The sequence below is a fragment of the Acidovorax sp. LjRoot118 genome, from assembly GCF_964253575.1.
In the GTDB taxonomy this organism is placed as follows: domain Bacteria; phylum Pseudomonadota; class Gammaproteobacteria; order Burkholderiales; family Burkholderiaceae_C; genus Acidovorax.
The window spans coordinates 4,032,583-4,045,665 of record NZ_CAXURB020000001.1 but is presented as its reverse complement, the minus strand read 5'-3'; the positions used below and the strand labels follow the sequence as shown (position 1 = coordinate 4,045,665).

The window sequence follows — 13,083 nt, the reverse complement described above, 5'->3', positions numbered from 1 at the left end:
GGCCTCGGGGCAGGGTGAACCCTTGCACGCAATGTGCATGCGGAAATCGGTGTGCGCCGCTTCTCAGGTTAAAATCTAAGGTTGACCGATTTCACACAGGCGGCGGGCATAGCTTGCCGCCTGTTTGTTTGTTAGTTGTAGAACCGCGCGGGTGGCGAAATTGGTAGACGCACCAGGTTTAGGTCCTGACGGTAGCAATACTGTGCGGGTTCGAGTCCCGCCCCGCGCACCATCCATGTGAGACTTTGCGGAACACTGCGCTGCAGACAGCACGATCACATCCATAAGAGGAATAGCCATGTCCGTTACTGTTGAAACCCTTGAGAAGCTCGAGCGCAAGATCACGCTGAGCGTGCCCCTGACCGTGATCCAGACCGAAGTCGACACGCGTCTGAAGCGCCTTGCGCGCACCGTGAAGATGGACGGCTTCCGTCCCGGCAAGGTGCCCATGAACGTGGTCGCCCAGCGTTACGGCTATTCCGTGCAGTACGAAGTGCTCAACGACAAGGTCGGTGAAGCCTTTGCCGTGGCCGCCAACGAAGCCAAGCTGCGCGTGGCCGGCCAGCCCCGCATCACCGAAAAAGACGGTGCCCCCGAAGGCCAGGTGACCTTCGACGCCATCTTCGAAGTGTTCCCCGAAGTCAAGATCGGTGACCTGTCGGACGCCGAAGTCGAGAAGCTGTCGGCCGATGTGACCGATTCGGCCATCGACAAGACCATCGACATCCTGCGCAAGCAGCGTCGCACCTTCGCCCAGCGCGCCCAGGGCGCCCCTGCCGAAGACGGTGACCGCGTGTCCGTGGACTTCGAAGGCAAGATCGACGGCGAGCCGTTCGAAGGCGGCAAGGCCGAGGACTTCCAGTTCCTGGTCGGCGAAGGCCAGATGCTCAAGGAATTCGAAGAAGCCGTGCGCGGCATGAAGACCGGCGAAAGCAAGACCTTCCCGCTGGCTTTCCCTGCCGACTACCACGGCAAGGACGTGGCCGGCAAGACGGCTGACTTCCTGGTCACGGTCAAGAAGATCGAAGCCGCCAACCTGCCCGAAGTGAACGACGCCCTGGCCAAGTCGCTGGGCATCGCCGACGGCTCGGTGGACGGCCTGCGCGCCGACATCAAGAAGAACCTGGAGCGCGAAGTCAAGTTCCGCCTGCTGGCCCGCAACAAGCAAGCCGTGATGGACGCCCTGGTGGCCAAGGCCGAACTCGACCTGCCCAATTCGAGCGTGCAGGCCGAAATCGGCCGCCTGCTGGAAGGCGCCCGCGCTGACCTCAAGCAACGCGGCCTGAAGGACGCCGACAAGGCCGAGATCCCTGAAGACGTGTTCCGTCCCCAGGCCGAGCGCCGCGTGCGCCTGGGCCTGGTGGTGGCCGAGCTGGTGCGTGCCAACGAACTGCAGGCCAAGCCCGAGCAGCTCAAGGCCCACATCGACGAGCTGGCTGCCAGCTACGAGAAGCCTGAAGACGTGGTGCGCTGGTACTTCGGCGACCGCCAACGCCTGGCCGAAGTGGAAGCCGTGGTCATCGAGAACAACGTGACCGACTTCGTGCTGGGCAAGGCCAAGGTTGTTGACAAGGCCGTGTCGTTCGACGAACTCATGGGCCAGCAAGGCTAAGCCGGTGTTCGCCAGCCATCCTTGTGTGGATGGCCCGGCGATAGCTTGCCGCAGGGGCTTGTGCTTTCATGCACAAGCCCCAATTCATTTCTGGGTACAGTACCTGCTTGCACTGGAGAAAACATGAGTTCACTGGATACACAAGCCTTGGGCATGGTCCCCATGGTCATCGAGCAGTCGGGACGCGGCGAGCGCTCCTACGACATCTATTCGCGCCTGCTCAAGGAGCGCATCATCTTCCTGGTGGGCGAGGTCAACGACCAGACCGCCAACCTGGTGGTGGCGCAGCTGCTCTTTTTGGAGAGCGAGAACCCCGACAAGGACATTTCGTTCTACATCAACTCGCCGGGTGGCAGCGTGACGGCCGGCATGGCCATCTACGACACCATGCAGTTCATCAAGCCTGATGTGTCGACCATGTGCGTGGGCTTTGCGGCCAGCATGGGCGCCTTCCTGCTGGCGGCCGGCGCCAAGGGCAAGCGTTTTTCGCTGCCCAACTCCAAGGTCATGATCCACCAGGTGCTGGGCGGCGCACGCGGCCAGGCCACCGACATCGAGATCCATGCGCGCGACATCCTGCGCACCAAGGACCAGATGAACCGCATCCTGGCCGAGCGCACGGGCCAGCCGCTGGAAAAGGTCAAGCACGACACCGAGCGCGATTACTTCCTCACGGCCGACGAGGCCAAGGACTACGGCCTGGTGGACCAGGTGATCGCCAAGCGCCCCTGATACGGGCGGAGCAAGAACCTGTTTACGGTCTCGCAGGGCACCCCTGATTGATCGTAAACAGGTTCTAGCGGTCAGCGGCGTTCGTTTTTCCGGGAACCTGTTCCGAGCATTTGCCCTGGCGTAACGCTGGGGTTGAGTTCGGGGCTTCCTGCAGCCACAGGGGCATTGCCCGCGGGCAGGCAGGGCAGTTTTCCCGGGAAAGAACGCCGCTTTTTATTTGGTTATCATCTCCCGACAACTTTCCGAAACAAGGCATTGCCCCCATGGCCGAGAAAAAAGGCTCCTCCAGCGAGAAAACCCTCTACTGCTCTTTCTGCGGCAAAAGCCAGCACGAAGTGAAGAAGCTGATCGCCGGACCGTCCGTCTTTATCTGCGACGAGTGCATTGACCTGTGCAACGAAATCATCCGTGACGAGCTGCCCTCCGGCGACCTGGCCAAGGACGCCAAGAGCGACCTGCCCACGCCCCTGGAGATCAAGTCCAACCTGGACAACTACGTCATCGGCCAGGACGTGGCCAAGCGCACGCTGGCTGTCGCGGTGTACAACCACTACAAGCGCCTGCGCCACAAGGACAAGGCGCACAAGGACGACATCGAGCTGTCCAAGAGCAACATCCTCTTGATAGGGCCCACGGGTTCGGGCAAGACGCTGCTGGCCCAGACGCTGGCGCGCATGCTGGACGTGCCCTTCGTGATGGCCGATGCCACCACGCTGACGGAAGCCGGCTACGTGGGCGAGGACGTGGAGAACATCGTCCAGAAGCTGCTGCAAAGCTGCAACTACGAGGTCGAGCGGGCCCAGCGCGGTATCGTTTACATCGACGAGATCGACAAGATCTCGCGCAAGTCGGACAACCCCTCCATCACCCGCGATGTGTCGGGCGAGGGCGTGCAGCAGGCGCTGCTCAAGCTGATCGAAGGCACCATGGCCAGCGTGCCGCCCCAGGGCGGGCGCAAGCACCCGAACCAGGACTTTTTGCAGATCGACACGACCAACATTTTGTTCATCTGCGGCGGTGCGTTCGCGGGCCTGGAGAAGGTCATCGAGAACCGCACCGAGGCGTCGGGCATCGGTTTTGGCGCTTCGGTCAAGAGCAAGAAGCAGCGTTCGCTGACCGAGGTGTTCACCGAGATCGAGCCCGAGGACCTGATCAAGTTCGGCCTCATCCCCGAACTCGTCGGCCGCATGCCCGTGGTGACGGCCCTGGCCGAGCTCAGCGAAGACGCGCTGGTCGAGATCCTGACCGCGCCCAAGAACGCGCTGGTCAAGCAGTACAGCAAGCTCCTGGCCATGGAAGGCGTGGACCTGGAGATCCGTCCTGCCGCGCTCAAGGCCATCGCCCGCAAGGCGCTGGCGCGCAAGACCGGTGCCCGGGGCCTGCGTTCGATCCTGGAGCAGTCCCTGATCGGCACCATGTTCGACCTGCCCAACCAGAGCAATGTCGAGAAGGTCGTGGTGGACGAATCCACCATCGACGAAAGCAAGCCGCCGCTCCTCGTGTACCGAGAAGCAGCGAAGAAGGCCTGACATGTCCCCGCGGTGCCATGCAAGCCCCTCTTGCATGCACCGCGCCTGGCTACGCCGCCATTCAACCCTTGTGCCAGCACGGCTGGGCACGGGGGTTGAAAATCCCCACATGTGGACCATATTCCACAGAGTTAACTGAGGATTTCCATGTCCGGACATACCCCCCTGCCAGCCACCCCCATCGACCTGCCGCTGTTGCCCCTGCGCGACGTGGTGGTGTTCCCCCACATGGTGATACCGCTCTTCGTGGGCCGCCCCAAGAGCATCAAGGCGCTGGAGCTGGCCATGGAGGCCGACCGCCGCATCATGCTGGTGGCCCAGAAGGCCGCAGCCAAGGACGAGCCCTCGGTGGCCGACATGTTCGACGTCGGCTGCGTCTCCACCATCCTGCAGATGCTCAAGCTGCCTGACGGCACCGTGAAGGTGCTGGTCGAAGGCCAGCAGCGCGCACTGGTGTCGTCCATCGAAGACGCCGAGACGCACTTCAACGCCACCGTGACGCCCGTGGAGCAGTCTGCCGAGGCCACCAAGCCCAGCGAAATCGAGGCCCTGCGCCGCGCGGTGATGCAGCAGTTTGACCAGTACGTCAAGCTCAACAAGAAGATCCCGCCCGAGATCCTGACCAGCATCTCCAGCATCGACGATCCGGGTCGCCTGGCCGACACGATTGCCGCACACCTGCCGCTCAAGCTCGAGAACAAGCAGATCGTGCTCGACCTGTCGGACGTGAAGGCGCGCCTGGAAAACCTGTTCGAGCAGCTCGACCGCGAGGTCGACATCCTCAACGTCGACAAGAAGATCCGTGGCCGCGTAAAGCGCCAGATGGAGAAGAACCAGCGCGACTTCTACCTCAACGAGCAGGTCAAGGCCATCCAGAAGGAACTGGGCGAAGGCGAAGAGGGCGCGGACATCGAGGAGATCGAAAAGAAGATCAAGCTCGCCAAGATGCCTGCCGAGGCGCGCAAGAAGGCCGATGCCGAGTTCAAGAAGCTCAAGCTCATGTCGCCCATGTCGGCCGAGGCCACCGTGGTGCGCAACTACATCGACGTGCTCACGGCACTGCCATGGGCCAAGAAGACCAAGATCAAGCACGACCTGGTGAATGCCGAGGGCGTGCTCAACGAAGACCACTTCGGCCTGGACAAGGTCAAGGACCGCATCCTTGAGTACCTTGCAGTGCAGCAGCGCGTGGACAAGGTGAAGGCGCCCATCCTGTGCCTGGTGGGCCCTCCTGGCGTGGGCAAGACCTCGCTGGGCCAGTCGATCGCCAAGGCCACCGGGCGCAAGTATGTTCGCATGGCCCTGGGCGGCATGCGCGACGAGGCCGAGATCCGCGGGCACCGCCGCACCTACATCGGCGCTTTGCCGGGCAAGGTGCTGCAGAGCCTCTCGAAGGTGGGCACGCGCAATCCGCTGTTCCTGCTCGACGAGATCGACAAGCTCGGTACCGACTTCCGCGGCGACCCGTCGAGTGCGCTGCTGGAGGTGCTGGACCCCGAGCAGAACCACACCTTCGGCGACCACTACGTCGAGGTGGACTTCGACCTCTCCGACGTGATGTTCGTCGCCACGTCGAACTCGATGAACATCCCGCCGGCCCTGCTCGACCGCATGGAAGTGATCCGCCTGTCGGGTTACACCGAGGACGAGAAGACCAGCATCGCCATGAAGTACCTGCTGCCCAAGCAGCTCAAGAACAATGGCGTGAAGGACGAGGAGCTCGAGATCACCGAGCCCGCCGTGCGCGACATGGTGCGCTACTACACCCGCGAAGCTGGCGTGCGCTCGCTGGAGCGCGAGCTGTCCAAGATCTGCCGCAAGGTGGTCAAGGGCCTGCAGCTCAAGAAGTACGAGCCGCAAGTCGTCGTCACCGCCGACAACCTGCCCGACTTCCTGGGCGTACGCAAGTACACCTACGGCCGTGCCGAGGCGCAGAACCAGGTGGGCCAGGTGGTCGGCCTGGCGTGGACCGAGGTGGGCGGCGACCTGCTCACCATCGAAGCCGCTGCCATGCCCGGCAAGGGCGTGATCACGCGCACCGGCTCGCTGGGCGACGTGATGAAGGAATCCGTGGAGGCGGCCCGCACCGTGGTGCGCAGCCGCTCGCGCATCCTGGGAATCAAGGACGAAGCCTTCGAGAAGCGCGACATCCACATCCACGTGCCCGACGGCGCCACCCCCAAGGACGGCCCGAGCGCGGGCGCCGCCATGACCACGGCCTTCGTCTCGGCGCTCACGGGCATCCCCGTGCGCGCCGACGTGGCCATGACCGGCGAGATCACCTTGCGCGGCGAAGTCACCGCCATCGGCGGCCTCAAGGAAAAGCTGCTGGCTGCCCTGCGCGGCGGTATCAAGACGGTGCTGATCCCCGAAGAGAACGTGAAGGACCTGGCCGAGATCCCGGACAACGTCAAGAGCGGCCTGGAGATCGTGCCCGTGCGCTGGATCGACAAGGTGCTGGAGATAGCGCTTGAAACCATGCCCGTGCCCCTGACGGACGAAGAGGTGGCCGTGGCGCCTGCGCCATCGACCGACAAGGCTGCGCCCGCTGCGGATGGTTTGAAGCACTGAGAGGACAAGTCGATGGAATGAATCGATCGCAAATTTTTTCCAGGGACTTTCAGAGACCCCCAGAAAATGCGCTACAATTCACTCCATCGCAGCACACAACGTACTAAACGATGTACAATGTAAGGCTTCGGTAAAATGCGGGAATAGCTCAGTTGGTAGAGCGCAACCTTGCCAAGGTTGAGGTCGAGAGTTCGAGACTCTTTTCCCGCTCCATACATCGCAGGCTGCTCATGCAGCAGGCAAACAAAAAGGATCCTTCGGGATCCTTTTTTGTTTTTCGCTCCCATCTGTGCTTCTCTATCTCCCCGCCTGCAGCCGCCGGGTGGGCACAGCGTCCACTGTCAGTCACCCGCTGTTGGCGCTCTTGCCAGCGCCCGCATGCAGTCATGGCTGGAAACCTTTGAAAAAGCTCGCTGGCCAGGATGGCGGAGCACGCTACTTGAAGGTGCTGCTCAGAATCACCCACTCGATTCCGTCGCCATCGCCGCCCACGTCTTCATGCCTGGCAATGTTGATCGCGAGCTTGGGGCAGTCCTGGCCGTCTCCCAGCCATTTCGTGTGTCGAAAACTGAGCTTCATCGCCTTGAACTGGCGTTTGAGCTTGGTGAAGCTGGTGTTGCGGTGCAGGTCCACCCCTTGGTACTTCAATGAGCCGGCGAGGAATTCGATGTCCTGCACCTTGCTGCCGTCGTAGCGCACGCGGATGACGGTGGATTTGTCGGCGGTGAGGAAGTCGTCCTCATCCGGGTAGCGGCCGGGCTTGGGAGGCACAAAGCCCGCTGCGCTCATCGCCTTGCGCAGCGCTTCACGATTCTGGCCCAGGTTGACCCGCAACGTGCCGCAGTTGATGCCCTGGCGCGGGACCAGTTGCCAGGATGCGTTGGCCTGCGCTGCCTTGCCACTGCAGTGGTCGGCGGGTTGGGACATGGCACTGCCGGCAAGCAATGCAGTGCACCAGGCGAGTATCTTCAGAAAACGGAGCATGGAGACGGTTCCTCGGTATGGCGTTCATGGACGGTGCGCCGGGCCCATGAGCGCAGGCTGGCCGCTGGTGGGCGAGCATAGCTGCGCTCTTACCCAGCATGGCTGGCAAAACCCACCACCCGCCATGGGCCCTTTGCGGTGCGCCGCAGCGTGATGCCGAACAGGCATGGGCTGCCCGCGAATTCCACGCGCACCAGCGGCTCGTCGAGCGTGCGGCCTGCGGCCCAGCGGCGCAACCGGTTGCCATGCGATTGGAACGGGGCGGTGTATTCCACACGGGCCGGCGGGCACAGCTGGCGTTGCGCGTTGGCCTGCAGCTCGGCCGGCGTCGTGCCGGTGGCGGGGCCCGCCAGCGTGCGCCCGAATGCAGCCGTATAGTCGCGCCGCTCCACATCGCGCACAAAGGCCTGGGCGGTGGTGATGGCCTCTGTGGGCAGGTGCTGCTGGTGCAGCAGCCACCAGAGCATTGGCGCGCCGGTCGCGGCGGCAAGCGCCACGGCCAGCACAAGCTGCTTTTTTAAGGAGGCCTTCAGGATGCCCACCAGTGCGTGACCATGAAAGGCCGCGGCTGCCCGGGGATGGACACCATGATGCTCCCGCGCCCGCACAGCGGGCCGCAGCGCTGGCCCAGGTAGCGGATGGCCACGGAAGGCACGGGCTGCGTGGCGCCTGCGGGCAGCACGGCCGCTGCGCCGCGCTCCAGGTGGGCAAGCACCACGAACTGGTCGTCGCCGTCCAGTGCTTGTGTGACCTGGTGGCAGGCCGGGCTTCCACCCCGGGCGGGGGCGGCGGCCTGCAGCAGCGCCGCCGCGCGCCGCCCTTCGATCAGGGCCATGCGCTCGGCCTCGGTCTTCCACTGCGTGGGTTTGGCGTGGGCCTGGCGGCTGAGCTCGCTGCGGTCCAGCAGCACCGTGACGCCCTCCAGCACCACCGACAGGCAGTCTGCCGGCGCGCGCGTGCGCTGGGCCACGGTGCGGGTTTCGTCCACGTCGGCGCCTGCGGGCGGGCGCTCGGGCGCTGCGGCGGGGCCTGCGCCATGGCTGCTCATGCTGGTGCCCAGGCTGAGCGCCAGCACGCATGGCGAGAGCAACTGGTGGGCGATGCGTGCGGCAATGCCCGTGCGGGATGGTGGTGGTGGCGTGTTGGTGGATGGCTGCCGCATGGCGGTGCTGTCCTCATGGGGTGGTGGCTAGTGGTTGCGGCTTTGGGCATCGCTCGGCGGCTGGGGTTGCGCGCCAGCGCGCGTGCCCCGAGGAGCGTGCGCAGAGCAGGGCGGTGCATAGAATAGCCCATGCATGACAAAGATCGGCTGCTCAGAACCTTCCTGCTGGTGGCGCAGGGCGGGTCGCTGCAGAAGGCAGCGGACAGGCTCGGGCTCAGCCAGCCCGCGGTGAGCAAGCAGATCAGTGCGCTGGAAGCGTTTCTGGAGTGCGTTCTGTTCACGCGCCACGGGCGTGGCATGGCGCTGACGCCGGTGGGCCAGCGCCTGGCTGGCAGCGCGGCCGAGCATTTCGCGATGCTCGATGTGGCCCTGGACACGGCACGCTCTGCGGCGGATGCCGCGCGCTACGTGCGCATCGCCTGCGTCAACACCCTGGCGGCCTATCTGCTGCCCCCGGTGGTGGCCGAGCTCAAGCGGATGCACCCCGGGCTGGTCGTGCGGGTGGACAACGCCAGCTCACCCGATGTCGTGGACCAGGTCGTGCGTGGCCATGCGGACATTGGCCTGGTGTACGACCTCGCGGTGAACACCGACGCGGTGCAGGTGCTGCGCCTGTACCACGAGGAGGTCAGCGCATATGGCTTGCGCGGCGGTGAGGCTGGTGGGGATTCGGGGCTTTCCTCGCTGACCGTCGCCGAACTGGCCCGGCGCCCGCTGATCGTGCCACCCCGCCCCTATGCCTTGCGGCGCGTCATCGAGCGTGAACTGCCGGGGCCCTTGGTGATTGCGGCCGAATGCAGCTCGGTCAGCGTATCGCTGGACCTGGCGGCTGCTGGCGTGGGCCTGGTGCTGCTGCCCAGCGCGCTGCCCGACCTGGCCGTGGTTCCGCGCGGCCTGGCCCGGTTGCGCATTGCCGATGCCGACCTGGGCAGGCAGGTGGTTGCGATCCATCGGCTGGCGGCCACGCCGCCCAAGGCGCTGGCCGCCACGCTTCAGGTGATCGAGGACTTTGCGGCCCGCGCCGCCTGCCGCGCCCAGTAGGCGAAGGTGCCGTTGACGATGGCCGGCTGCAGGAGGAAGTCATGGGCTTCCTTCGCGGCCGCAGGCTCCACAGGCTGCAGTGGGCCTATCGCCAGGGCGTCCAGGCACATGCGCGCATTGCGCTCGGCAAACACGTTGAGGTAGACGGCCTCCTGCAGCGTCGCCCCCGTGCAGACCATGCCATGGTTGACCAGAAACGCCGAGCGCTTGCCCGCCAGGGCGCCGGAGATCAGCGCGCCTTCGTCATCCCCGGTGGGCACGCCGGGCCAGTGCGCCAGAAACCCGCAGTCGTCATGGAACATTGCCGCATCCATATGGGCAACGGGCATGCCGATGCCCAGCATGGACAGCGCCGACAGCGCCTGCGGATGCGTATGGATGATGGCGCGGACCCCGGGGTGGTGGCGGTAGATCCAGCTGTGAAAGCGCACCCCGGGGTTGGCCTTGCCGGTGCCCTGCAGGGTGGTGAGGTGCTCGTCGACCAGCAGCATCGACGCGTCGTCGGCCTCTTCCAGGCCCGTGCCCAGTGCCAGCGTGAGCAAGCGTGAGGAATCGCCGTCGCGCACGGTCACCTGGCCGGCCAGACCGGCGGCATGGCCCTGGTGCGCGAGGATATGGCAGGCATCGAGAAAGACCTGCCGGGGGCTGGTGTCCCGCGCGCCGCTGCCTGCGACCGGATCGAGGTGGAGTGTCTTTTCCATGGGTCAGTTCTCCAGGGTGATGCCGCGCTCCTTGATGAGCGTGCGGTACGACTGCAGCTCCGAGCGCACCAGTGCGCTGAAGCTGGCGGGGCTGTTGGCAAACGGAGCAAACCCCAGCGACTGCAAGCGGGAGATGAATTCAGGGCTTGCGACCACCGTGTCCAGCGCGGCGGCCAGGCGCGTGGCCGCTTCTGCGGGCATGGCGGCCGGGCCCACAACGCCGACCCAGGGGGCAAACTCGAAGCCTTTCAGCCCGGATTCGTTGAAGGTCGGGACCTCCGGCATCAGCGGGCTGCGCTCCAGCATGGCCACGGCCATCGCTTTCACCTTGCCGCTCTTTTGGTACTGGCTTGCCAGGTTGGTATCGATGAACGTCAGGTCCACATGGCCGGCCACCACGTCTGCCAGCGCCGGTGCGCCGCCCCGGTAGGGGATGTGGGTGATGAAGACACCCGACCGCGCCTTGAAGGTTTCGAAGGCCAGGTGCGGCGGGCTGCCGACCCCTGCGGACCCGTACGTCAGCTTCGCCGGATTGGCTTTGGCATGGGCGACCAGGTCGGCAGGCCGTGACGACGACAGATCGGGCTTGGCGACCATCACCAGCGGGATCTTCGCGACCGTGCCGATGTACCGGAAGTCCTTGGTGACGTCGTAGGACACCTTGGGTTGGAGCACCGGGTTGACCGCGAGCGGCCCCACGTCCAGCAGGCCGATGCTGTAGCCATCGGGCGCGGCGCGCGCGATGGCCTCGGCGGCCAGCATGCCGCCTGCACCGGGCCGGTTGTCCACCACCACCGGCTGGCCCAGGCGGGTGGCCAACCTCTCGGCCGCCAGGCGTGCAATGGTGTCCACCGCGCCACCGGGGGCCTGGCCAATGAAGAGGCGGATCGGGCGGGTGGGATAGCGGTCCGGGGATGCAGGCGCGGGTCGTGGATCGGCCTGTCCAAACGCGGACAGGGCGGCGCCCATCAGGCTTGCAAGCGCCAGGGTGCGAAGGAGACGGAAGCGGTGTTTCATCGATGTGCCTTCAGGTGGGGGAGGGTGCCGCCATTGCGGTGGGCAAAGTCTAGGCACGGCGTCGCCATGGCGGCATGGCCTGCAGGGCAACTCCGGATTAACGGGCAGTTATGGCCCGCGCTGCTGCGCGGGCTGTGCGCATGCCGTCGGTCAGCCCGGTGCGCCGCTGCCCGCTTGGGCTTGCGCCCGGTAGCCCACAGGCGTGAGGCGAAACGCGCGCTGCACCGCCGTGCCCATGTGCGACTGGCTGGCATAGCCCGCCAACGCTGCTGCATCTGCCAGCGCGTTGCGCGGGTCTTCGAGCGCGTGGCGCACGCGCTGCAGGCGGCGCTCGTTCACGTAGGCGTGCGGCGTCATGCCGGTCAGCTGCTTGAAGTGGCGCAGAAAGGCCAGCGGCGTGTGCTGCACCCGGGCGCTCAACGCCGCGAGCGAGAGGTCCTCATCGGGTTGGCCGATCTCGTCATCGATGCGCTCCAGCACGCGCGCATACAGCGGTCGCAGCGCTGCCAGGGCCTGGGGCCTGGCCGGGGCCGCATGGACGGCATCGAGCCCGGCCAGAAAAGCCTGTACCAGCGCATCCATCTGCCCGGGCGGTGCCTGCTGCACCAGCAGCCCGCGCAGTGCCAGGGCCTGCTGCAGCAGGGCAGGGGGTGCGGTGCGCTGCGGGCGGGTTGCGGGCTGCCCAGCATCCGCACGGGATGCATCCCAGCGGACCACCAGGTACTCGCCGCCCGTGGCGGACTCAGAGAACACGTCCAGGCCCGGCGGCGTAAAAGACATGGTGCCCACCCAGGTGTCGAAGTCCTCGCGCCGGTCGGTGCCGATGGCGTGCACGCCGCGCTGGCGCTCCAGCGCAATGCCGAAGGAGGCCCGCTGCGCATCGTCCCGCGCACTGTAGGGCGAGCGCGCGAGCAGTTCCACCGTGAAGGCGGAAGGACCCAGGGCGGCTGAAATTCCGTGATAGACGATGGAATGCACGCTGGGGATGATGGCAGCTTTCAACCAGGAGATCCATGTGAAGACCATAGGCCTGATCGGCGGCATGAGCTGGGAATCGACAGCCGAGTACTACCGCCTGATGAACCAGGAGGTGCGCAAGCGCCTGGGGCCGCTGCGCTCAGCGCAATTGCTCATCCACAGCGTGGATTTTGGCCCCATCGCCCAGGCCCAGCACGAAGGCCGCTGGGACGATGCCGGCGCCCTGCTGGCCGGCAGCGCGCGCCGCCTGCACGCGGCAGGGGCCGACGCCATCGTGCTGTGCACGAACACCATGCACAAGCTGGCCGGCACCATTGCCGCCGCTACACCGCTGCCGTTTCTGCACATCGCGGCACCCGTGGGCGAGGCGGCGCGGTCACAGGGCTTGCGAAAGCTGGGCCTGCTGGCCACGGCTTTCACCATGGAGCAGGCATTTCTCAAGGACAAGCTGGTGCAGGACTACGGCCTTGAAGTCGCCACGCCTGACGGGCCCACCCGCGCCGAAGTGCACCGCGTGATCTACGAAGAGCTGTGCCAGGGCATCGTGCGCGATGCGTCGCGCCTCTTCTACCAGGAGGCCATTGCGCAACTGCAGGCCCAGGGCTGCGACGCCATCGTGCTGGGTTGCACCGAGATATCGCTGCTGGTGCAGCAAGGCCACAGCCCGCTGCCACTGCTGGACACCACGGCCCTGCACGCGAAGGCGGCGGTAGATTTTGCGCTGCAGTAGCCGGCCGTTGGCAACGGTGCCTGCAA

The 13,083-nt window shown here is 65.5% G+C and carries 12 protein-coding genes and 2 tRNA genes; 8 read left to right on the top strand and 6 right to left on the bottom strand.

Annotation, left to right across the window (positions count from 1 at the left end):
* Positions 1 to 145 precede the first annotated feature (145 nt).
* The 6 genes from ACSQ9E_RS19135 to ACSQ9E_RS19110 all read left to right on the top strand — a co-directional run bounded on the left by ACSQ9E_RS19135 (position 146) and on the right by ACSQ9E_RS19110 (position 6,657).
* Positions 146 to 232, top strand: a tRNA-Leu gene (locus tag ACSQ9E_RS19135).
* 66 nt (positions 233 to 298) lie between these two features.
* Entirely contained in the window at positions 299 to 1,612 is a 1,314-nt protein-coding gene (gene tig / locus ACSQ9E_RS19130; RefSeq protein WP_057200961.1) for a trigger factor, read from the top strand.
* Between the two features lie 123 nt (positions 1,613 to 1,735).
* Positions 1,736 to 2,344 carry an ATP-dependent Clp endopeptidase proteolytic subunit ClpP gene (gene clpP, locus ACSQ9E_RS19125; RefSeq protein WP_057200960.1) on the top strand — a complete coding sequence of 203 codons (609 nt, stop codon included), beginning with the start codon at positions 1,736 to 1,738 and terminating at the stop codon, positions 2,342 to 2,344.
* Positions 2,345 to 2,607: 263 nt separating this feature from the next.
* Positions 2,608 to 3,873 carry an ATP-dependent Clp protease ATP-binding subunit ClpX gene (gene clpX, locus ACSQ9E_RS19120; RefSeq protein WP_057200959.1) on the top strand — a complete coding sequence of 422 codons (1,266 nt, stop codon included), beginning with the start codon at positions 2,608 to 2,610 and terminating at the stop codon, positions 3,871 to 3,873.
* 147 nt (positions 3,874 to 4,020) lie between these two features.
* The gene (gene lon, locus ACSQ9E_RS19115; protein WP_436218847.1) at positions 4,021 to 6,444 is read left to right on the top strand and encodes an endopeptidase La; all 2,424 of its coding nucleotides are present in this window, start codon (positions 4,021 to 4,023) and stop codon (positions 6,442 to 6,444) included.
* Between the two features lie 137 nt (positions 6,445 to 6,581).
* Positions 6,582 to 6,657: transfer RNA gene (locus ACSQ9E_RS19110), tRNA-Gly, on the top strand.
* Positions 6,658 to 6,879: 222 nt separating this feature from the next.
* On the opposite strand, the gene ACSQ9E_RS19105 is transcribed toward ACSQ9E_RS19110, so the two are convergent.
* The 3 genes from ACSQ9E_RS19105 to ACSQ9E_RS19095 all read right to left on the bottom strand — a co-directional run bounded on the left by ACSQ9E_RS19105 (position 6,880) and on the right by ACSQ9E_RS19095 (position 8,590).
* Positions 6,880 to 7,428 (bottom strand): hypothetical protein, encoded by a 549-nt coding sequence (locus tag ACSQ9E_RS19105; RefSeq protein WP_057200957.1) that lies wholly within the window; start codon positions 7,426 to 7,428, stop codon positions 6,880 to 6,882.
* A gap of 89 nt (positions 7,429 to 7,517) precedes the next feature.
* On the bottom strand, positions 7,518 to 7,970 hold the full coding sequence (locus ACSQ9E_RS19100; protein ID WP_436218846.1) for a hypothetical protein: 453 nt from the start codon (positions 7,968 to 7,970) through the stop codon (positions 7,518 to 7,520).
* On the bottom strand, positions 7,958 to 8,590 hold the full coding sequence (locus ACSQ9E_RS19095; RefSeq protein ID WP_436218845.1) for a hypothetical protein: 633 nt from the start codon (positions 8,588 to 8,590) through the stop codon (positions 7,958 to 7,960). Before ACSQ9E_RS19095 ends, ACSQ9E_RS19100 begins: the two co-directional genes overlap by 13 nt.
* Before the next feature lie 129 nt (positions 8,591 to 8,719).
* Between ACSQ9E_RS19095 and ACSQ9E_RS19090 the strand changes: the two genes are divergently transcribed.
* On the top strand, positions 8,720 to 9,631 hold the full coding sequence (locus ACSQ9E_RS19090) for a LysR family transcriptional regulator (RefSeq protein ID WP_436177357.1): 912 nt from the start codon (positions 8,720 to 8,722) through the stop codon (positions 9,629 to 9,631).
* Here ACSQ9E_RS19090 and ACSQ9E_RS19085 read toward each other — a convergent pair.
* The 3 genes from ACSQ9E_RS19085 to ACSQ9E_RS19075 form a co-directional block, all read right to left on the bottom strand.
* Positions 9,583 to 10,332 carry an aldolase gene (locus ACSQ9E_RS19085; protein WP_428001836.1) on the bottom strand — a complete coding sequence of 250 codons (750 nt, stop codon included), beginning with the start codon at positions 10,330 to 10,332 and terminating at the stop codon, positions 9,583 to 9,585. The two genes, ACSQ9E_RS19090 and ACSQ9E_RS19085, sit on opposite strands and share 49 nt — an antisense overlap.
* A 3-nt stretch (positions 10,333 to 10,335) precedes the next feature.
* Entirely contained in the window at positions 10,336 to 11,349 is a 1,014-nt protein-coding gene (locus tag ACSQ9E_RS19080) for a Bug family tripartite tricarboxylate transporter substrate binding protein (RefSeq protein WP_436218844.1), read from the bottom strand.
* Between the two features lie 150 nt (positions 11,350 to 11,499).
* Positions 11,500 to 12,351 (bottom strand): helix-turn-helix domain-containing protein, encoded by an 852-nt coding sequence (locus ACSQ9E_RS19075; protein ID WP_436218843.1) that lies wholly within the window; start codon positions 12,349 to 12,351, stop codon positions 11,500 to 11,502.
* Here ACSQ9E_RS19075 and ACSQ9E_RS19070 point away from each other — a divergent pair.
* The gene (locus ACSQ9E_RS19070; protein ID WP_436218842.1) at positions 12,338 to 13,057 is read left to right on the top strand and encodes an aspartate/glutamate racemase family protein; all 720 of its coding nucleotides are present in this window, start codon (positions 12,338 to 12,340) and stop codon (positions 13,055 to 13,057) included. The genes ACSQ9E_RS19075 and ACSQ9E_RS19070 overlap by 14 nt on opposite strands.
* Positions 13,058 to 13,083: the final 26 nt, after the last annotated feature.